Genomic DNA, 19,464 nt, shown 5'->3' with positions numbered 1-19,464 from the left:
AGACCGACGAGGAATAAATTGGCATTTGACAAGTGCACGCTGTTGAGTTCTCAAGGAACGGACGCACCCACAGGAAACAGTCTTCCGACCTACCCATGAGGCAGTTCATTTCTCCAAGACCACCCGACACTATGAGTTCTCACCGTGGGACCTCTGAACGAGATCAACGTCGTGACAACCGGCCGGGTGACCGATCCAAAACCTTACACCACGTGTCGGGGTTTTGGAATGGTTCGCTACTTGAGGGGCTGCGGGGCCTTTCGGCCGCTCCGCTCTCCCCTGTGGGGCGAACAAGTAATAAGTTACGCGGGAGCCGCCGACCCGTCGAATCCAGGCGCTCCCCGGGCGTGTCGCGGTGCCTTTCTCGCGGAAAGACGAGGAGAGACGCGCGAAGGCCCGACCGACGCGTCGTCGATCGGGCCTCGGGCGGGAGGGGGCACCATCGGCCGTGCCGGAGGTCAGGCGTTCGCCGCCTCCGCGGACTTCTCGACCGGGAGCGGCCACAGGGCATCGAGCAACTGACGCACCCACGCGATGAGGTTCGCGTCATCGGCATCCTGCGGCAGGGGAACCACCATCGCATCTCCCCCGGCGACCAGCTTGGCCTTCGGGTAGAGCCGCTGCAGACGCACGCGCATCGAGTCGGCGAGGTTCGCCGGCGCCACGCGGAGGTTCGACCCCATCGCGACCACGTCGGCCAGACCCGCCTGCGCGGCCCGACGGCGGAGCCGCGCAACGGCGATCAGGCCTTCGACCTCTGCGGGGGGCTCGCCGTACCGGTCGCGGAGCTCGTCGACCACCAGGTCGATCGCATCGTCTTTCGCGCTGGCGGAGGCCGCGGCCGAGAGCTTCTGGTACGCCTCGAGGCGCAGGCGCTCGCTGTCGATGTAGAACTCGGGCAGGCGCGCATCGACCGGGAGTTCCAGTCGCAGCTCGGTGGGACCGTCGACGTCTTCTCCACGGAAGGTCGACACGGCTTCGCCGATCATGCGCAGGTAGAGGTCGAAACCCACGCCGGCGATGTGCCCGGCCTGCTCGGCACCGAGCAGGTTGCCGGCGCCGCGCAGCTCGAGGTCCTTCAGCGCCACCTGCATTCCGGAACCCAGGTCGTTGTTGACGGCGATGGTCTCGAGGCGGTCGGCCGCGGTCTCGGACAACGGCTTCATCTCGTCGTACAGGAAGTACGCGTACGCCCGGTCGCGACCGCGTCCGACGCGACCGCGCAACTGATGCAACTGCGACAGGCCGTATTTGTCGGCCCTGTCGATGATGATCGTGTTGGCGTTCGAGATGTCGAGACCGGTCTCGATGATCGTGGTCGACACCAGGACGTCTGCGCGGCGCTCCCAGAAGTCGTCGACGACCTGCTCGAGCGCGTGCTCGCCCATCTGCCCGTGCGCGACGACGATGCGCGCTTCGGGCACGAGCTCGGCGAGGTGCGCCGCCACCCGCTGGATCGACGACACCCGGTTGTGCACGTAGAAGATCTGGCCTTCGCGCAGCAGCTCTCGACGGATCGCCGCAGCGATCTGCTTGTCGTTGCGCGGTCCCACGTACGACAGGATCGGGTGCCTGTCTTCGGGTGGCGTCGCGAGGGTCGACATCTCGCGGATGCCGGTGACCGCCATCTCGAGCGTTCGAGGGATGGGCGTCGCACTCATGGCGAGGATATCGACGTTGGTCTTGAGCTTCTTCAGCTGGTCTTTGTGCTCGACACCGAAGCGCTGCTCCTCGTCGATGATCATCAACCCGAGGTCTTTGAAGATCACTTTCTCGGTCAAAATGCGGTGGGTTCCGATGACCATGTCGACCGTGCCGTCGGTGAGGCCCGCGAGAGTCGCCTTCGCTTCCTTGTCGCTCTGGAAGCGCGAGAGCGGGCGCACCGTGACGGGGAAACCGGCGAATCGCTCGCCGAACGTCTCGAGGTGCTGCTTGACGAGGAGAGTCGTGGGAACGAGCATCGCCACCTGCTTGCCGTCTTGGATCGCCTTGAAAGCGGCACGCACGGCGACCTCGGTCTTGCCGAACCCGACGTCGCCCGACAGGAGTCGATCCATCGGGATCGGTTTCTCCATGTCGGCCTTGATCTCGTCGATCGTCTGCAGCTGATCCTGCGTCTCGGCGAAGGGGAAGGCCTCTTCGAGCTCGCGCTGCCAGGGGGTGTCGGGTCCGAAGGCGTAGCCCTTCGACGCCATGCGCGCGGAGTAGAGCTTCACGAGCTCGACGGCGATGTCGCGCACCGCCTTGCGCGCGCGGCCCTTCGCCGCAGCCCAGTCGCTGCCGCCCATCTTCGACAGGGTCGGCGCTTCGCCGCCGACGTACTTCGACAGCAGGTCGAGCTGGTCGGTGGGCACGAACAGCTTGTCGCCGGGGTACCCGCGCTTGGCGGGCGCGTACTCGAGGACCAGGTACTCCTTGGTCGTCTTGACCGCGTTGCGACCGCCGCTCGAGACCTCGCGCTGGGTGAGCTCGAGGAACTTGCCGATGCCATGGGTCGCGTGCACGACCACGTCACCGGGCTTGAGCTGCAGCGGGTCGACGACGTTGCGTCGGCGCGACGCCAGCTTCTTGACCCCGCGGTTGTCGCCGCTCACCGAGCGGCCGTAGAACTCGGTCTCGCTGATGACCGCGAACTTCGCCTCGGACAGCTGGAACCCGCGCTCGAGCGGGGCGCACACCACGTGCGCGACGCCGGGCTCGGGCGGGAGGCGCAGATCGTCGACCCGCCGCGCGGCGATCCCGCGCTCGGAGAGCACGTCGCGCGCGCGATCGACCATGCCGGGTCCGGATGCCGTGACCACGACCGACCAGCCGTCGCGCAGCAGAGCGTCGACGTGGGCGGTGGCCCCCTCGACGTTGCCCTGGAACGAGGGCACGGGGTCGGCCTTGATGCGGTGCGCGGACGCGTCGCCCACGACCAGGCCCTCGTCTTCGGCATCCGCCGCCCCCGAATCGAAGGCGCTGAGCTGCCACCACACGCCGCCCCGGCCGCTCGCGATCTCGTGCAGGTCGTCGAGGGTGACGAAGTCGCCCGAGTCGAGGTCGACCGGGGTGTCAGCCCCGGCAGTCGCGGCGGACCACGCGGCCTCGAGGAACTCGCGGTTGGTGTCGCCGAGCGTGGTCGCGCGCGCGGTCGAGCGCTCGGGGTCGACGAGGGCGACGGCGCTGCCACCCGGGAGGTAGTCGACGAGGGTCACGAGATCGTCGACGAGTACGGGGATGAGGGATTCCATGCCCTCGGCCGGAATGCCCTCGGCCATCTTCTCGAGCAGCTGACGCAGGCCCGGGTAGCCGTCGCGCAGTTCGGCGGCGCGAGCGCGCACCTCAGCGGTGAGCAACAGCTCGCGACTGGGATTGAGCGAGACACCCGTGACCTCGCCCGGAAGCGATCGCTGGTCGGCGACGGAGAAGGCGCGGATCTGATCGACCTCGTCACCGAAGAACTCCACGCGATACGGGTGGTCGGCCACGGGTGGGAAGACATCGAGGATGCCGCCGCGCACCGCGAACTCGCCTCGACGCGAGACCATGTCGACGCGGTGGTATGCCAGCTCGACGAGACGGGTCGTGACGGTTTCGAGCTCGTGGCCGCGGCCGCCGACGACGAGTTCGACCGGCTCGACCTCGCCGAGGCCGGGGGCGAGCGGCTGCAGGGCGCTGCGCACCGAGGCGGTGATGACCAGCGGCGCCTCACCGTCCCACGCGGCGATGCGCCGCAGGACGTCGAGACGACGGCCGACGGTCTCGGGACTCGGGCTCAAGCGCTCGTGTGGCAGGGTCTCCCACGCGGGGAAGTGCAGCACCTGAGCTCCGGGCAGCACGGCATCCAACGCCGGCCCGAGGGACTCGGCGCGACGCCCGGTCGGTGCGATGACGAGCACGGCGCCGGGGTCGCCCGAGGCGCGACGCCGCTCGATGAGCCCCGCGATGACGGGGGCGTCGAGGCCATCGACGAGGGAGAGAGACAAGTCGGCGGATGCCGCGGAAGCGGCCTCACGATACGACTCAGCCTGCTCGAGGGCGCGAACGATCCCGGGAACTGTCACTCGGGAAAGTCTACGCGGGGCCTCCGACATCGGGACGGGCTGGACGAAGCGAGGGTGCGTCTGCAGCCGTCGTGCGGACGCGGACGGCGGGGCGCCACCCCGAGGCCCCGGCGAGCGGCGTGTCGACCCCGGCATCCGCACGACGGAACGTCGATCGCGGGCACGAGACGTCTCGTAGGCTGGCGGCATGACCACGCCGAGCTCCCCGGGCGGCCCGGTGTTCGCCGCACCTCACGCCGCGCCCCCGGTCGGCGCGATGCTCACTCCCCCACCGGTGCGCCGACGCGGACGCCCTCTCGGCACGTGGGCCCTGCTGCTGTCGATCGTCGCCACGGTGCTGGCGCCCGCCGTCGGAGGGTTCGCGGCGTTCCGCGTGGCCCGCGGCTCGGGTCCGGCGTTCTTCGAGATGCCCGCGGGCTCGTTCGACTGGCGCGTCCTGTCGCCCGTGCGCGATCTCGTGCTGCTGGGCGAGGTCGCGTTCTGGTCGGGCACGGTCATCGGAATCGTCGCCCTGGCGCTCGGCATCACCGCGGTCGTGAAGCGCGCGGCCACGGGAGCCGGCATCGCGGCCATCGTGATCGCCGTGCTCGGGCCGATCGTCTTCGGCGTGCTCGCCGCGCTCGCACTCGGCGCGGGCCTCGCCGCCGCCGGCACAGGCGGCATCGCCGTCTGAGGTCGGCTCGCGCCGCCGGTGCCGCGACGCGCGATGCACCGGGGAAACGGCATCCGGAACCTTCTGGACCCCGCAGGTTCGCCCGCTACCGCGACGAGCCCTCGCGCGTCCACCCCTCCGAGCAGGCGGGGAGCGCCTCCATAGACTCGCCGGATCGGGCCGCAACCGCGACCGCCGACGACCAGAGGAGCATCTCGTGAGCACCACACCTCCGCCCCCGGGGCCGTACGACGCGCCCGCCCCGCGCAACGACGGCTACGCCGCACCCTCGGCCCCCGCCGCGCACAACGCGCCAGCCGCTCCAGCGTACGTTCCGCCCGCCGACAACCGGCCCGTGCTGTCGAACCGGCTCGGTCTGATCGCCTTCGTCGTCTCGCTCGTCGCGGTCGTCGGCGGCTCGATCATCGCGTTCATCGCCGGCCTGCAGAGCGCCGGTGTCGCGCAGTACGCGCAGCAGAACGGCAGTAGCGCAGGACAGATTGACCCTGCCACCGTTCCGCCCGGGGTTGAACAGTCCGCTCTCGCATTCGCGGTGCTGTCGGTCGTCGCGTTCGTCGTCTACGGCGTCTTCGGCCTGTGGGGCTTCATCCAGGGCATCGTCGCTGCGATCAAGCGCCGCGGGCGCGGCTACGGCATCGCGGCGATCATCATCGCCGTACTCGGTGGGATCGTCGTCATTGTCGCGCTCGGCGTCGGCACGTCCGCCGGTCTCGGCTCCGCCTGACGCGTCCCGCACACACGCAACGGCCCCGGTTCTCCTCGAACCGGGGCCGTTTCCGTGTGCGCCGCTCAGGCGCGCGGAGCGTGGAAGCGCTGCTGGGCGGCGACGAGACCCTCGTCGACGAGGAGCTCGACCGCGTCGGCGGCATCCGACACGAGGATCGGAAGGGTGGTGCGCTCGGCGGAGCTGAAGGGATCGAGCACCCAGTCGGCGGGATCCTGCCGGCCGACCGGTCGCCCGATGCCGACGCGCACGCGGGGGAAGTCGGGGGTTCCGAGGGCTTTCGCCACATCGCGGACACCGTTGTGGCCGCCGTGGCCGCCACCCGTCTTGAGCTTGATGGTGTCGTAGGGGATGTCGAGTTCGTCGTGCACCACGATGACGTGGTCGGGGTCGGTGCCGTAGAACCGGGCGAGACCCGATGCCGGACCACCCGAGACGTTCATGAAGCTGTTGGGCTTGGCCAGCACGAGCTTCGCCGCCCCCGGCCGCAGCCACGTCTCGACGACCCGCGCGTTCGCCTTGTGCGCGCGGAAGGCCTCCCGGCGCCGCGCGGCCAACTCGTCGATCACCATCTGTCCGACGTTGTGACGCGTGGCCTCGTACCGCGGGCCGGGATTGCCGAGACCGATGATGAGCCAGGTGTCCGCCATGGCATCCATCCTTCCGGATCCGCGTGCGGACCCCGTGAACAGCAACGAGGGGGCGCGAAAACGCGCCCCCTCGTCGTCGACGGACCGCCGGAGCGGCCCGCGCGGGAATTACTTGTCGTCGCCCTCTTCGGCGGCTTCGGCCTCTTCGGACTGCTCCTCGGCGACCTCGGCATCGGCCTCGGCGATCTCCTCGTCGGCGACCAGCGTGTCGAGCGGCACCGAAACGCCCACGACGAGGGTCTCGGGCTCGGTGACGAGCGTCGCACCCTTGGGGAGGGTCAGGTCGGCAGCGGTGATCTGCGTGCCGTCCTCGGCGCCCTCGACGTCGACCTCGACGTTCTGGGGGATGTGGGTGGCCTCGACCTCGAGCGACACCGAGGTGGCGTCGAGCATGGCGACCGTGCCGGGGAAGGGCTCGCCCACGAGCACGACGGGAACGTCGACCTGGACCTTCTCGCCCTTCTTCACGACGATGAGGTCCATGTGCTCGATGATCTGACGCACGGGGTCCTTCTGGACGTCCTTGACGAGGACGAGCTGGCCCTTGCCGGCGATGTCGAGGTCGATCAGCGCGTTGGCGCGACGGATGAGCAGCGCGACCTGGTGGCCGGGCAGCGCGACGTGCTGGGGCTCGGTGCCGTGACCATAGATGACGGCCGGGATCTTGCCCGCGGCGCGGAGGCGACGGGCGAAGCCCTTGCCGAAGTTCTCGCGGAGTTCCGCGACGACCTTGTTGTCTTCCGACATGATGTTCTCCTCGCGGGCTCGTGTCCCGCAGCTTGTGAGCGGACAAGGTCCGCACCTGTGTGGTCTGGATTCGACTCGAACGCGAGCGCGTGAGGAAAGCCGGGAGCCTGCTTCACTGCGTCGATCACGGATGCCCTGTGCACCCGTGGGCGCCCGAGGATGCATCCCTCGCCGAAGTTCCCGGGAAGTCTACCAGTGCGACGCGCCGCACACGACCCGGCCGACGAGGCGCGAGGCGGCGGGAGTCCGGAGCAGTCCCCGACCGCCGGTAGGATCGAAGAGCCACACCGACCCGGAGGATCATCATGGACAGCGGCTTCTTCTCTCACGTCGTGCTCTGGGTCATCGGCGGCATCGCGACCATCGGTGGCATCGGCGCGATCGGCGCCCTCTTCTCGCTCGGCCGCAACGCGTCGTACAAGAAGCACTGACGCACCGCCGCCCTACGACGTCGGCGTCGTGAGCCGCAGGCCCGCGACGACGACCTCCACCGTCTCCCCGGGACGGACCGGCGCCTGCGAGAACGGCGCCCCCATCATCACGACGTCGCCCGGTCCCAGCGTGGTCCAGCGCGCGACGTAGGCGAGGCACTCGCGCAGCGACATCGGCAGGCGGTGCGACGACGTCTCGGCGCGCACCTCGCCGTCGGCCGACAACCGCATCGGCAGATCGTCGTCGATCGAGAGCCCGGTGTCGATCCAGGGCCCGAGCGGGGTGTACCCCTCTCCGGACTTCGACTCGAAGTTGCGGGGATCGAACGCGGCGCGATCGGGGCTCGACAGGTCGTTCACTGCCGTGACGCCGAGGATGAACTCGTGCGCCGTCTCGACGGTGAGACCAGTCGCGTCGCGGCCGATCACCACCGCGACCTCCGCCTCGGCCACCGTCACTCCGGCGTCCCGGCGTAGTCGGACGGGGGCTCCGGATGCCGTGACCGTGCGCGGACTCTTCAGCCACGCCTGCACGGGAGAGGCGTGCTCGGGTCCGTTCTGCGCGATGCCGACGACGACCGTGGGCACGCACGGGGCCAAAAGGACTCCCGTGATCGCGTCGCCCTCGTCGGCGGGGACGGTACCCGCCTCGAACGCGGCGTAGGGGTCGCCGATCGGGACGAAGGTCGTCCCCTCGACGCGGACCGTGCGCGGACCGTTCGCCGTCATCAGCCGGGAGATCCGCATCAGCGCACCGCCTCGGAGGCCCCGGCGCGGAGCCCGCTCGAGGATCCCGCGGGGAGCGCCGGCGCCCCCACCGGGCTGCCGACGCTCCCCCACTCGTCGCGCGTCACCGGATCGTCCGGACGGTCACGGTCGTGGCATCCACGCCCTCGCCGGCTTCTTCGCGCGAGACCTTGATCGCATCGTCTGTGCGCGTGAGGTCGCGGCGCAGCGTCTCGGGCACGAGGAAGGTCGATGCGGTGGTGATGAGGGCCAGGGTGCCCATGTAGATCGCCAGCAGCAGCCAGTTCGCCCCGCTCACGGCGATGATGTACGCGCCCAGGACTCCGGCGAGGCCACCGGCGAGCACCGCGGAGATCTCGCGGGCCATGGCCACACCGAGGTAGCGGTGGCGGTTGCCGAAAAGCTCGGGGAGCATCGCGCACTGGGGTCCGAGCATCGAGTTGACGGCGACGCCGATGCCGATCGCGATGACCGCGATGGTGATCGGGTAGCTGCCGAGCGAGATCAGCCACCAGGCCGGGAAGGTGAAGACCAGCATGAACACCGCCCCCATGCGGTAGACCGTGCGGCGCCCCATGCGGTCGGACAGGGCCCCGGAGAGCGGGACCGAGAAGACGCCGATGAGCGAGCCAAGGGTGACACCCCAGGTGAGCAGGCTGCGGTCGGCCTGGCCGCCGACCGAGGCGACGAAGAAGGTCAGCGCGAGCGTGTTGAACATGTACGACCCGCCGTTCTCGGCCATGCGCAGGCCGATGCCGACGATGATGCCCGGCAGGCCCCGCGTGAAAATGTCGCGGATCGGGCGGTCGGCGATCTGGTCGTGCTTCTCGAGCTCGATGAAGGTCGGTGTCTCGCGCAGGCGCATGCGGATGAACAGGGCGAGCAGGATCAGCACGAACGAGGCGAGGAACGGCACGCGCCAGCCCCAGCTGAGCAGCTGGTCTTCGGGCAGCAGCGAGATGAGGCTGAAGACGACCGCCGCCAGCAGGGTTCCCGCCTGGATGCCGATGAAGGGCAGGGCCGAGAAGAAGCCGCGGCGCTTGACCGGGGCGTACTCGGCCATCAGGACCGTGGCCCCCGCCTGCTCGGCGCCGGCGCCGAAGCCCTGCAGCAGACGCATCACCACCAGGAGGATCGGCGCGAGCACTCCGACCGCCTCGTAGGTCGGCAGCAGGCCGATCGCCGTGGACGCTCCGCCCATCAGGAGGATCGTGATGACCAGCACCCACTTGCGCCCGAGCTTGTCGCCGAGGACGCCGAAGAACAGGCCGCCGAAGGGGCGAGCGAGGAAGCCCACACCGTAGGTGGCGAAGGCCGCGACCGTGGCGAGGGCCGGGTCGTCCTGCGAGAAGAACAGGACGTTGAAGATCAGGGCCGTCGAGAGGCCGTAGAGCGCGAAGTCGAAGTACTCGAGCGCGCTGCCGATGCTCGAGGCGAGCGTGGCGCGGCGGAGGTTCGCTGCGTATTCGGGGTCATCCGTCGGCTGCGTCGTCGTGGTGGATGAAGTGGTCACGGCCATCTCCTTCGATCGGCTGGGGTCTTGCGACTGGGCCGACTGTACCAACGGAGTGGACGGAGTTCAATATGTTGAACAGGATCCGAACGACGCCGCGCCCGGGCCGGCGGGTTTGGGGCGTCATTCGTCGCTCGGGGCGGGGGTTTTCCGCCCCGAACGACGGAATCCGCCTCGAACCGCGAAGGCGCGGCGCAGAGACCGGTCCGCGCGGAGGGCAGAGTGGTCGACCCGCGACGGATCAGCGACCGCGGGACGCGCTGAACGGGTTGGTCAGCGCCGCGGCGGCCTCGCGCAGCGCGGCGCCGACGCGCGCGATGCGCTCGGGCGTGGCATCCGCCACCGGAAGACCCACCCCCAGAGCGAGCTGCGGGTCGCCGGGCGCCCATCCCTCGAGGGGGACGGCGACGCCCACGATGCCGCGGAACGACTCCTCTTCGTCGACCGACCAGCCGCGCTCGCGCGAGGCGGCGATCTTGGCGATCACCGCATCGACGTCGAGGGTGCTGTGGTCGGTGAGCTTGGGCAGCGGGCGGCCGCGCGCGAGGAGAGCCCGCACGTCGTCGTCGGTGCGGGTCATCAGCAGCGCCCGGCCCGTCGCCGAGAGCGCCGCGGGAAGGCGCGAGCCGAGGGGCGTGCCCATGCGGATCGATCGCGACCCCTCGTAGCGGGCGAGGTACAGGGCGTCGGCGTCATCGAGCACCGCGACCTGCACGAGTTCGGCTGCGAGCACCGGCGACGACTCGCACACGGCGTAGAACTCGCGCACCTGATTGAACTGCGCGGCGAAGGCGCCGCCGAGTTCGGCGGTGCGGATGCCGAGACGGTAGCCGAGGGGGACGCGCTCGATCATGCGCGCCGCTTCGAGCGAGAGGCAGATGTTCGCGGTCGACGACTTCGCCAGGCCGAGACCCGCGGCGAGCTCGGTGAGGGTCAGGGTGCGCCCCGCCTCGGCGAGCAGGCCCAGGAGTCGGATGCTGCGCCCCACGGCCGGTGCCGGATCACGCGCGATCTCACTCACGTCGTCGTCGCTCACCGCGGCCCCCTCGTCTCGCCGGCGTCGCGGGTCGCGACACCTCAGTAGAACTCGACCGTATCGACAACCGCTCGCATCGGCTCGCCGTCGAGCAGGCGCGTGGCGTTCTCCGCGAAGCGGCGGGCGATGCGCTCCTCCTCTTTACTGCTGAGCGCGGCGGTGTGCGGGCTCACCAGGACCGACGGATGCCGCCACAGCGGCGAATCCTCGGGAAGGGGCTCCACCTCGAACACGTCGAGCGCGGCGAACGACACCCGGCCGTCGTCGAGCGCGGCGAGCAGGGCTTTTTCGTCGATCACGGTGCCCCGCCCCACGCTGGCGAGGATCACGCCGGGCTTGACCGCGGCGAGCACGTCGGCCCCGATGAGGTGATGGGTCTGCTCCGTGCCGGGGAGGGTGACGACGATGGCATCCACCTCGGCGACAGCCGCGACGAGGTCGTCGAGAGGAACGAGTCGGTCGACCCCCTCGACGGCCGCTCCGCTGCGGGTCGTCCCCCACACCTCGGCACCCAGGGCGTGGAAACGTCGGGCGCACTCGGCGCCGATTCCGCCGAGGCCGACCACGAGCACCGTCATCTCGTCGACCTGGCGCATCTCCCAGCGTTCGCTCCAGTGCTTCTCGGCCTGGTCGCGCGCGAGGCGAGGCAGGCCCTTGGCCCCGGCCATCACCCCGAAGACCGCGAACTCGGCGAGGGGGCCGCCGTGCACGCCCGCACTGGTGGTGAAGGTGACGCGGTCGAGGGCCTCCCGGTCGAGGTCGGCGGCCTTGACCTGTCCCCCGCCTCCGGCCGCGGTGGTCATGACCCACGTCAGACGCGGGTTCGCCGCGACCGTGCGGGCGAGGGCGGCGGGGTCGACGTCGGGGATGCCGAACAGCGCCTCGGCGGAGTCGACCATCTCGTCGAAGGCCCGCTGCTGTTCGGCGGTACGCTCGTGGTCCGGGTCGCCCGCCCAGTCGGCCGGTCCGCGCATCGGGTGCGTGAGCGAGGGATCGCGCACGAGCTCGAGACGCGGCTCGAGGCGTTCGATGAGTCGACAGTGCTCCTCTTTCAGGGGCACCGCGACCACCGCGCGAAGACTGGACCGTGTCGACATCGTCGTCATTCCCTTCGCCGCCGCAGGTGCACCCCGTGACGGTCTCTCTCGAACTCTGTTCACCATATTGAACCCTGTTCAACCTGTTGTCCAGCCGGTAGGATCGGTTCATGACAACGCTCGATGACGTGCGACTCGGTGTGTGGGGCCTCGGCGCCATGGGCGAGCCGATGGCCTCGCACCTGCTCTCCGCCCGCGGATCCCTCACCGTTCACGCACGGCGCGAGAGACCCGGCCTCACCGGAGCCGGAGCCGTCTGGGCTCCCACCGCCCGCGAGCTCGCAGCGGCGACGGATGCCGTGCTGGTGATGCTCCCCGACCTCCCCCATCTCCACGAGCACCTCGACGGCCCGGACGGGCTGCTCGCCGGCGTCGGCGGACGGGACTTCCTGCTCATGATCGGCTCGACATCGTCGCCCGTCGGCGTCCGCGAGCTCGCCGATCGGCTGCCCGACGGCATCCGGATCGTGGACTGCCCCGTGTCGGGCGGCGAAGACGGCGCGAAGGCCGGGACCCTGTCGATCATGCTCGGCGGCGACGAGGCCGACACCGATCGGGCGTCCGCCCTGCTCTCCCCGTGCGGCACTCCCGTGCGACTCGGCCCCCTCGGCGCGGGCGAGGTGGCGAAGGCCTGCAATCAGATGGTGGTGGCGGCGACGATCCTCGCACTGGGCGAGGCGACCGAGCTGGCCGCGCGATCCGGCGTCGACCCCGCCGCCCTCTGGGAGCTGCTCGGTGGCGGGTACGCCGGGTCGAACCTGCTGCAGAGCCGGCGCGAGAAGCTCGTCACCGCCGACGACTCCCCCAGCGGCGTCGCCTCGTACATGGTGAAAGACCTGCGCTTCGCCGCCGACATCGCCGAGGCCACCTCGACGCGGCCCGCTCTGCTGCCCGCGCTGCGCGTCGCCTTCGACGAGATCGTCGAGCGCGACCTGGGCGACCGCGACATCGCCGTGACGCGCCGGTTCACCGCCGAACGCAGCTCCTGACGCCGGAACCACTCCGAGAACGACGAAGCGGAGCGGCCCGAGGGGCGCTCCGCTTCGTCGTGTCGATCAGAGGGCGAAGACGACCTTGCCCGACCGCTCGGAGTCGCGCGCGACGGCGAAGGCCTCGTCGGCATCCGTCACCGCGAACTCGTGCGTGATCGCACTCTCGATCTCCGGGTTCGCCGCGAGCAGCTCCACGGCCGCGTCGATCTCATCGCGGAAGCGGAAGGCGCCGAAGTAGCGCACCTCCTTCGAGATGAACGGCGCGAGATTGACCGGTCGCGCGTCGTCGGGCAGCATGCCGACCTGCACGACGGTGCCGCCCGCGCGCACCGCCTTCAGGGCCGTCGAGATCGAGACGGGCACGCCCGAGCACTCGAGGACGACCGCGTAGGCGCCGGCCTCGACGGCCTCGGTCGAGACGTCGATCGTCGCTCGGGCGCCGAGGGCCCGGGCGCGTTCGAGCGGACCGGCGAGCACGTCGGTCGCGGTGACGCGCGCTCCCGCAGCGGTGGCCGCGGCGACGGCCATCAGACCGATCGGTCCGGATCCGGTGACCAGCACCTCGAGGCCTTCCACCGGGCCCGCCTTGCCGAGGGCGTGCAGGGCGACGGCGAGCGGCTCGGCGAGCACGGCCCGACGCACCGGGAGCTCGGTCGGCAGCGGGCGTACCATGCCACTCTCGACGATCAGGTACTCGGATGCCGCGCCCTGGGTGTGCGGCCAGGTGGAGGCACTGCCGAGGTACGAGCCCCCGGGCCACAGGTGCGGGGCGTCTTCGATGCCCTCGCGAGGCGTGCCGAACCGGGCGGGGTGCACCGTGACGGGCGTTCCCGGAGCGAGCGCCCCCGACGGGTCGAGGTCGACCGTGCCGGAGAGCTCGTGCCCGGGCACGAGCGGCTCGCGCACCACGAACGCGCCGTTGGCGCCGTCGAAGAAGTAGTGCAGGTCGGATCCGCAGATGCCGACGTAGGCGACGCGCAGACGGACCTGGCCCTCGTCCGGCTCGGGGACGGCGACCTCGCGCACGGCCACGGTGCGAGCCGACTCGATCAGCAGCGATTTCATGGTGTGCTCCTCCACGATCAGACGACCGCCGTCATTCCGCCGTCGACGAAGATGTTCTGCCCCGACACGAAGCTCGAGGCGTCGGACGCCAGGAAGAGCAGCGCCCCGCGCAGCTCGTCGAAGTCGCCCCAGCGGGCGGCCGGCGTGCGCTGGGTCAACCAGCGGGTGAACTCGGGGTCGTCGACGAGGTCGCGGTTCATCTCGGTCGCGAAGTACCCCGGGCTGAGGGCGTTGACCTGGATGCCGTGGCGGGCGAGGTCGGCCGCCATGCCGGCGGTCAGCTGCGCGACGCCGCCCTTGGTGGCCGAGTACGGCGCGATCGTCTGGCGCGCCAGGCGCGACTGCACCGAGGCGACGTTGACGACCTTGCCGGAGCCGCGGGCGACCATGGCGGGCGTGACGAAGCGCGAGACGTAGAAGACGCCCGATAGGTTGGCGGCGACGATGTCGTCCCAGTCGGACACCGCGAACTCGTGGATCGGCGCGCGGCGCTGGACGCCGGCGTTGTTGACGAGGATGTCGGGCACGCCGACCGCCTCCACGACTCCGCCGATCGCGGCCTCGACGGCCGCGGCATCCGTGACGTCGAACACGACGGCGTGGGCGGGGCGACCCGACAGCTCCTCGGCCTCGGCGCGGGTGCGCTCCACGGCATCCGCGTCCCGACCGTGCACGATCACGCGGGCGCCGCCGCGCGCGAGGGTGAGGGCCAGCGCGCGGCCGAGGCCGCGCGACGACCCGGTGACGAGCGCGAGCCGATCGGAGACGTCGAACAGGTCGGCGTTCGCGCCCGTCACAGCAGCGCCCCGATGCCGAAGACGGCGAGGGCCGCGACGAAGCCGAGCACCGACTCGATCGCCTGCTGCACGGTCCAGGTCTTCAGGGTGGTCTTCACGTCCATGCCCATCAGGCGACCCACGAGCCAGAAGCCCGAGTCGTTGACGTGACCGGCGAACACCGATCCGGCCGCGGTCGCGAGCGTGATCGCCACGACCTGCAGGGGCGAGAAGTCGCCGGCCATGACGGCGGGGGCGGCGAGACCCGCGGCGGTCACGAGGGCGACCGTGGCCGAACCCTGCGCCAGACGCAGGATGACGGCGATGACGTAGGCCGCCACGATGATCGGCAGACCCAGGTCGCCGAGGCTGTCGGCGAGGGCGTCGCCGATGCCCGAGGCGCGCAGGACCGCGCCGAACATGCCACCGGCGCCCGTGATGAGGATGACCGAGCAGACCGGTCCGAGGGCCGAGTCGACGACCTTCTCGAGCGCGGTGCCGTTCTCACCCCGGCGGAAGCCGAAGACGACCGTGGCGACGAGGACCGTGATGAGCAGGGCGACCGGCGAGTTGCCGAGCAGGATGAGCACCTGCACGAAGGTGTTGTCGGTGTCGACCGCACCGGCCGCGCCGAGGGTCGTCAGACCGGTGTTGAGGAAGATCAGCAGCATGGGCAGCAGCAGCACCAGGATGACGGTGAGCGGCTTGGGCGGGTTCTTGGGCTGGTCGGCGTCCACGTCGCCGAAGAGCAGCGGCACGGGAAGCACGATCCGGCGCGCGATGAACTTGCCCCAGAGGTAACCCGAGAGGTACCAGATCGGGAAGGCAATGATGAGGCCGACGATCAGCAGCAGACCGAGGTTCGCGCCGTAGAGCTCGCTCGCGGTCACGGGGCCCGGGTGCGGCGGGAGGAAGACGTGCATCACCGAGAACGCGGCGGCGGCCGGCAGGCCGAACAGCAGGACGTTGTTGCCCGAGACGCGGCGCGCGATGGCGAAGATGATCGGCAGCATCATGACGAGCCCGGCGTCGAAGAACATCGGGAATCCGAGGATCAGCGAGACGATGCCGAGGGCGAAGGGGGCGCGCTTCTCTCCGAACACGCGCACGAAGGTCTCGGCGAGCGATTGCGCGCCGCCGGAGTGTTCGATCAGTCGCCCGAGCATCGCGCCGAGGGCGACCAGCAGGGCGACCGTTCCCAGCGTCCCGCCGAAGCCGCCGGTGAGCGTCGACACGATCGCCGACACGGGGATGCCGGCGACGAACGCCGTCACGAGCGACACGATGATGAGGGCGAGGAAGGCGTGCACCTTCAGCCAGATGATGAGCACCAGGATGAGCGCGATGGCGCCCGCGGCGATGGCGAGCAGGGGCGCCGTGCCGAGTGTCTGAGTCCAGTCGTCCAAGAGATCTCCGTTGATTCAAGCCGTCGGACGCGTCATCGGGCATGCTGTGTCAGCCCCGCATCCGCCGAGGCGGTCACGGCATCTTCACACAATGATCATATCTTTGCCAAGATAAGGTCGTACCTAAGACCCGAGGAGGGGTGATGGCTCGAGCGACGCACGGCTCGCTGGTCGACGCGATCGGCATCCGCATCGTCGACGGCGATCTGCCGCCCGGTACCGTCCTGACCCTCGCCGCCCTCGAGGCCGAGTACGCCGTCTCGCGCACCGTTGTGCGCGAGGCCGTCCGTTCCCTCGAAGCGATGGGCCTCCTCTCCCAGCGCCGCCGCGTCGGGCTCACCGTGCGCGAGCCCGAGCATTGGAGCGCCCTCGACACCCGCCTCATCGGGTGGCAGCTCGCCGGTCGCCGGCGCGACCAGCTCATCGTCAACACCACCGAGCTCCGCGCGGCGGTCGAACCCGTCGCCGCCCGATTGAGCGCCCGGCGCGCCACCGACATCCAGCGCGGCGAGATCCTGCGTCTGGCCGACGAACTCGCCCGCCTCGGTGCGGCCGGCCTCGGCAACTCCCCCGAGTACCTCGCGGCCGACATCGCGTTCCACGACCTCATCCTCATCTCGAGCGGCAACCTCATGCTGGCCGCCGCCCGCGCCCCCATCGCCGCCGCGATCGAGGGACGCGCGATGCACGGGCTCACCCCGGGGGTCCCCAACCCCGACGCCCTCGACAACCACGTCGCCACGGCCGAGGCCATCGGACGCGCCGACGCCGAGGCCGCCGAGGAGCACACGCGCCTGTACGTCGCCGCCGTGCTCACCGAAGTGCGCCGCACCATCTGATTCCGACCCGTCCGCTTTCGACGAAGAGAGATTCCATGACCGCTCCCGTTCCCGTCCTGGTCTTCATGGGCCCCGCCGGCACCGGCAAGTCCACCGTCGCCGGCATGCTCGCCGGCCGTCTCGGCTGGGACTTCCAAGAGGGCGACGACCTGCATCCCGCCGAGAACGTCGCCAAGATGGCATCCGGGCACGCCCTCAACGACGACGACCGCTGGCCCTGGCTCGACCGCGTCGCCGCGTGGATCGACGGGCGGATCGCCGCCGGTCGCCCGGGCATCATCACGTGCTCCGCCCTCAAGCGCAGCTACCGCGACGTGCTGCGTCGCGACGACGTCACCTTCGTGCTGCTGATGGGCGACCCGAAGCTCGTTCTCGAGCGCCTGCTGCGCCGCCAGGGCCACTACATGCCACCCTCGCTGCTCACCTCGCAGTTCGAGACGCTCCAGATACCGGATGCCGACGAGCAGGCGATCCGCGTCGACCTCGACCTGACCCCCGCCGAGCAGGTGCAGGAGGTCATCGACCTGCTTCAGCTCACCCACACCCCCTCCTGAAACACACGCGGGCCGAGCCGATAAAGTGGCGGAGGCGGCCCGCGTGAGCCCGCCCACCCCTTCCTCGCACCTGAACACGGAGCAACGAATGACGTCGACCCCCTCCCCGACCGGACCCTCGAGCGACCAGGATCAGGCCCCGCACAAGGCCGCACAGGTGCACGAGGGTGCACCCGGCATCGAAGAGGTGGATCGTCCCACCGCCGAGGCCGACTCCCGCCCCGAAGGCGAGGGCGACGGCCGCGCCAACATCGGCGTCGTGGGCCTCGCCGTCATGGGCTCGAACCTCGCCCGCAACCTCGCGAGCCGCGAGGGCAACACCGTCGCGATCTTCAACCGCAGCAAGGACAAGACCGAGCACGTGCTCGAGCAGCACCCCGAAGCGAACTTCGTCGCCTCGTTCTCGTACGAGGACTTCGCCGCGTCGCTGTCGAAGCCGCGCACCGCGATCATCATGGTCAAGGCCGGCCGCCCCACCGACTTCGTCATCGACGAGCTCGTCAAGGTCTTCGAGCCGGGCGACATCATCGTCGACGGCGGCAACGCGCTGTTCACCGACACCATCCGTCGCGAGAAGGCCGTGCGCGAGACCGGCATCAACTTCGTCGGCATGGGCGTCTCGGGCGGCGAAGAGGGAGCCCTCCGCGGCCCCTCGATCATGCCCGGCGGCTCCGACGAGGCCTGGGCCACGCTCGGCCCGATCCTGAAGTCGATCGCCGCGGTCGCCGAGGGCGAGCCGTGCGTCACGCACGTCGGCCACGACGGCGCCGGCCACTTCGTCAAGATGGTGCACAACGGCATCGAGTACGCCGACATGCAGCTCATCGCCGAGGCCTACGACCTCATCCGCCGCGCCACGGGCAAGAGCCCGGCCGAGATCGCCGACGTGTTCGCCGAGTGGAACCGCGGCGAGCTCGAGTCGTACCTCATCGAGATCACCGCCGAGGTGCTGCGCCAGACCGACGCCGACACGGGCAAGCCCCTCGTCGACGTGATCCTCGACCAGGCCGGCGCCAAGGGCACCGGCGCGTGGACCGTGCAGACCGCCCTCGACCTGGGCGTGCCCGTGTCGGGCATCGCCGAGGCCACCTTCGCGCGGTCGCTGTCGAGCCACCCCGAGCAGCGCTCGGTCTCGCGCGAGCTCCCCGGCCCCTCGGGCACCGAGGTGCTGTCGGGCGAGGACGCCGATGCGTTCATCGAGCAGGTGCGCCTGGCGCTGTACGCCTCGAAGATCGTCGCCTACTCGCAGGGCTTCGACGAGATCCGCGCCGGTGCCGCCCAGTACGACTGGAGCATCGACCTGGGCGCCGTGTCGAAGATCTGGCGCGGCGGCTGCATCATCCGCGCGCAGTTCCTCAACCGCATCGCCGAGGCGTACGACGCCGAGGCCGAGCTGCCGGTGCTGCTGACCGCGCCGTACTTCGTCGAGGCGCTCGGCCGCGCGCAGGACGCGTGGCGCCACATCGTGTCGCTGTCGGCGGCCAGCGGCATCCCGGCCCCCGCCTTCAGCTCGTCGCTGGCGTACTACGACGGCCTGCGCGCCGAGCGTCTGCCCGCCGCCCTCATCCAGGGCCAGCGCGACTTCTTCGGTGCGCACACTTACCGCCGCATCGACAAGGAGGGCACGTTCCACACCCTCTGGTCGGGCGACCGCACCGAGATCGAAGCCGAAGACACCCACTGATCGCGGGATTCCGACAGTGACGAAGCGGCGGCGGGCATGGCTCGTCGCCGCTTCGTGCGTCTACGCGGTCGCGGTGTGGTGGATGACGCTGCGACCGTCGATCTACGACCCCGAGGTCGGCTGGCTGCTGGCCCGGGTCCTGGGGGCTCTGCAGCTGTCGCCCCTGACGTCGTGGATCACGTTCGACGTCGTGGAGTCGGCCTCGAACGTCGCGATGTTCGTGCCGCTCGGCGTGCTGGTGATCGCTTGGGGCGGGCGGTGGTGGCACGGCCTCGTGCTGGGGACGGCGGTGTCGAGCGCGATCGAGCTGTGCCAGCTGCTGTTCCTCCCCACCCGGGTGGCCGATCTGCGCGACGTCGCGGCGAACACCCTGGGCGCCGCGATCGGGGTGGGTCTGATGCTCGTTCTCAGCCGGGCACGACGCAGCTCACAGCATTCCCATAACGCGCGCCATAGAAAGCTCATAGATACGAGCGCACAATGA

The 19,464-nt window shown here is 70.3% G+C and carries 18 protein-coding genes; 8 read left to right on the top strand and 10 right to left on the bottom strand.

Annotation, left to right across the window (positions count from 1 at the left end):
• Positions 1 to 458: 458 nt before the first annotated feature.
• Positions 459 to 4,046 (bottom strand): transcription-repair coupling factor, encoded by a 3,588-nt coding sequence (gene mfd, locus ABXS86_RS16900; RefSeq protein WP_353665222.1) that lies wholly within the window; start codon positions 4,044 to 4,046, stop codon positions 459 to 461.
• Between the two features lie 187 nt (positions 4,047 to 4,233).
• Between mfd and ABXS86_RS16895 the strand changes: the two genes are divergently transcribed.
• Both ABXS86_RS16895 and ABXS86_RS16890 read left to right on the top strand, forming a co-directional pair.
• On the top strand, positions 4,234 to 4,719 hold the full coding sequence (locus ABXS86_RS16895) for a hypothetical protein (RefSeq protein WP_353665221.1): 486 nt from the start codon (positions 4,234 to 4,236) through the stop codon (positions 4,717 to 4,719).
• A gap of 196 nt (positions 4,720 to 4,915) precedes the next feature.
• Complete coding sequence (locus tag ABXS86_RS16890; protein ID WP_353665220.1) at positions 4,916 to 5,443, top strand: hypothetical protein; 528 nt, start codon at positions 4,916 to 4,918, stop codon at positions 5,441 to 5,443.
• Between the two features lie 65 nt (positions 5,444 to 5,508).
• On the opposite strand, the gene pth is transcribed toward ABXS86_RS16890, so the two are convergent.
• Entirely contained in the window at positions 5,509 to 6,093 is a 585-nt protein-coding gene (gene pth, locus ABXS86_RS16885) for an aminoacyl-tRNA hydrolase (RefSeq protein ID WP_353665219.1), read from the bottom strand.
• 108 nt (positions 6,094 to 6,201) lie between these two features.
• On the bottom strand, positions 6,202 to 6,840 hold the full coding sequence (locus ABXS86_RS16880; RefSeq protein ID WP_353665218.1) for a 50S ribosomal protein L25/general stress protein Ctc: 639 nt from the start codon (positions 6,838 to 6,840) through the stop codon (positions 6,202 to 6,204).
• Positions 6,841 to 7,145: 305 nt separating this feature from the next.
• Between ABXS86_RS16880 and ABXS86_RS16875 the strand changes: the two genes are divergently transcribed.
• Positions 7,146 to 7,271, top strand: coding sequence for a hypothetical protein (locus ABXS86_RS16875; protein ID WP_260979764.1), 126 nt, complete (start codon positions 7,146 to 7,148; stop codon positions 7,269 to 7,271).
• A 12-nt stretch (positions 7,272 to 7,283) separates the two neighbouring features.
• On the opposite strand, the gene ABXS86_RS16870 is transcribed toward ABXS86_RS16875, so the two are convergent.
• The 4 genes from ABXS86_RS16870 to ABXS86_RS16855 all read right to left on the bottom strand — a co-directional run bounded on the left by ABXS86_RS16870 (position 7,284) and on the right by ABXS86_RS16855 (position 11,664).
• Positions 7,284 to 8,018: a fumarylacetoacetate hydrolase family protein gene (locus ABXS86_RS16870; protein ID WP_353665217.1), complete on the bottom strand. Its 735-nt coding sequence runs from the start codon at positions 8,016 to 8,018 to the stop codon at positions 7,284 to 7,286.
• A gap of 103 nt (positions 8,019 to 8,121) precedes the next feature.
• Positions 8,122 to 9,537, bottom strand: coding sequence for an MFS transporter (locus tag ABXS86_RS16865; protein WP_353665216.1), 1,416 nt, complete (start codon positions 9,535 to 9,537; stop codon positions 8,122 to 8,124).
• A 235-nt stretch (positions 9,538 to 9,772) separates the two neighbouring features.
• Positions 9,773 to 10,567 (bottom strand): IclR family transcriptional regulator, encoded by a 795-nt coding sequence (locus ABXS86_RS16860; protein WP_353665215.1) that lies wholly within the window; start codon positions 10,565 to 10,567, stop codon positions 9,773 to 9,775.
• Between the two features lie 41 nt (positions 10,568 to 10,608).
• Positions 10,609 to 11,664 carry a D-2-hydroxyacid dehydrogenase gene (locus tag ABXS86_RS16855; protein WP_409988226.1) on the bottom strand — a complete coding sequence of 352 codons (1,056 nt, stop codon included), beginning with the start codon at positions 11,662 to 11,664 and terminating at the stop codon, positions 10,609 to 10,611.
• 110 nt (positions 11,665 to 11,774) lie between these two features.
• Between ABXS86_RS16855 and ABXS86_RS16850 the strand changes: the two genes are divergently transcribed.
• Entirely contained in the window at positions 11,775 to 12,653 is an 879-nt protein-coding gene (locus tag ABXS86_RS16850; protein ID WP_353665213.1) for an NAD(P)-dependent oxidoreductase, read from the top strand.
• Between the two features lie 66 nt (positions 12,654 to 12,719).
• Here ABXS86_RS16850 and ABXS86_RS16845 read toward each other — a convergent pair whose 3' ends face one another.
• The 3 genes from ABXS86_RS16845 to ABXS86_RS16835 are packed head-to-tail and all read right to left on the bottom strand — an operon-like array spanning position 12,720 to position 15,903.
• The gene (locus tag ABXS86_RS16845) at positions 12,720 to 13,721 is read right to left on the bottom strand and encodes a zinc-binding dehydrogenase (protein WP_353665212.1); all 1,002 of its coding nucleotides are present in this window, start codon (positions 13,719 to 13,721) and stop codon (positions 12,720 to 12,722) included.
• Between the two features lie 17 nt (positions 13,722 to 13,738).
• Positions 13,739 to 14,518 carry an SDR family oxidoreductase gene (locus ABXS86_RS16840; protein ID WP_353665211.1) on the bottom strand — a complete coding sequence of 260 codons (780 nt, stop codon included), beginning with the start codon at positions 14,516 to 14,518 and terminating at the stop codon, positions 13,739 to 13,741.
• A complete protein-coding gene (locus tag ABXS86_RS16835) occupies positions 14,515 to 15,903 on the bottom strand; it encodes a GntP family permease (protein WP_353665210.1) in 1,389 nt (462 codons plus the stop codon). The genes ABXS86_RS16840 and ABXS86_RS16835 overlap by 4 nt, the downstream gene beginning before the upstream one ends.
• A 143-nt stretch (positions 15,904 to 16,046) precedes the next feature.
• On the opposite strand from ABXS86_RS16835, the gene ABXS86_RS16830 reads away from it, so the two are divergent.
• The 4 genes from ABXS86_RS16830 (at position 16,047) to ABXS86_RS16815 (ending at position 19,464) form a co-directional block, all read left to right on the top strand.
• Positions 16,047 to 16,742: a FadR/GntR family transcriptional regulator gene (locus ABXS86_RS16830; RefSeq protein ID WP_353665209.1), complete on the top strand. Its 696-nt coding sequence runs from the start codon at positions 16,047 to 16,049 to the stop codon at positions 16,740 to 16,742.
• A gap of 35 nt (positions 16,743 to 16,777) precedes the next feature.
• On the top strand, positions 16,778 to 17,296 hold the full coding sequence (locus ABXS86_RS16825; RefSeq protein ID WP_353665208.1) for a gluconokinase: 519 nt from the start codon (positions 16,778 to 16,780) through the stop codon (positions 17,294 to 17,296).
• Positions 17,297 to 17,384: 88 nt separating this feature from the next.
• Entirely contained in the window at positions 17,385 to 18,980 is a 1,596-nt protein-coding gene (gene gndA / locus ABXS86_RS16820; RefSeq protein ID WP_307212391.1) for an NADP-dependent phosphogluconate dehydrogenase, read from the top strand.
• Positions 18,981 to 18,996: 16 nt separating this feature from the next.
• Complete coding sequence (locus ABXS86_RS16815) at positions 18,997 to 19,464, top strand: VanZ family protein (protein WP_353665207.1); 468 nt, start codon at positions 18,997 to 18,999, stop codon at positions 19,462 to 19,464.

This window comes from Microbacterium sp. che218 (assembly GCF_040436305.1).
Taxonomy (GTDB): Bacteria; Actinomycetota; Actinomycetes; order Actinomycetales; family Microbacteriaceae; genus Microbacterium; species Microbacterium algihabitans.
This window is presented reverse-complemented; position numbering and strand designations above follow the sequence as displayed.

Coding starts and splice junctions, on each gene's coding strand:
- gndA (WP_307212391.1), top strand. CDS start 17,385: ATGACGTCGACCCCCTCCCCGACCGGACCCTCGAGCGACCAGGATCAG.
- ABXS86_RS16865 (WP_353665216.1), bottom strand. CDS start 9,537: ATGGCCGTGACCACTTCATCCACCACGACGACGCAGCCGACGGATGAC.
- ABXS86_RS16845 (WP_353665212.1), bottom strand. CDS start 13,721: ATGAAATCGCTGCTGATCGAGTCGGCTCGCACCGTGGCCGTGCGCGAG.
- ABXS86_RS16855 (WP_409988226.1), bottom strand. CDS start 11,664: ATGTCGACACGGTCCAGTCTTCGCGCGGTGGTCGCGGTGCCCCTGAAA.
- ABXS86_RS16870 (WP_353665217.1), bottom strand. CDS start 8,018: ATGCGGATCTCCCGGCTGATGACGGCGAACGGTCCGCGCACGGTCCGC.
- ABXS86_RS16830 (WP_353665209.1), top strand. CDS start 16,047: ATGGCTCGAGCGACGCACGGCTCGCTGGTCGACGCGATCGGCATCCGC.
- ABXS86_RS16895 (WP_353665221.1), top strand. CDS start 4,234: ATGACCACGCCGAGCTCCCCGGGCGGCCCGGTGTTCGCCGCACCTCAC.
- ABXS86_RS16850 (WP_353665213.1), top strand. CDS start 11,775: ATGACAACGCTCGATGACGTGCGACTCGGTGTGTGGGGCCTCGGCGCC.
- ABXS86_RS16880 (WP_353665218.1), bottom strand. CDS start 6,840: ATGTCGGAAGACAACAAGGTCGTCGCGGAACTCCGCGAGAACTTCGGC.
- ABXS86_RS16825 (WP_353665208.1), top strand. CDS start 16,778: ATGACCGCTCCCGTTCCCGTCCTGGTCTTCATGGGCCCCGCCGGCACC.
- pth (WP_353665219.1), bottom strand. CDS start 6,093: ATGGCGGACACCTGGCTCATCATCGGTCTCGGCAATCCCGGCCCGCGG.
- ABXS86_RS16875 (WP_260979764.1), top strand. CDS start 7,146: ATGGACAGCGGCTTCTTCTCTCACGTCGTGCTCTGGGTCATCGGCGGC.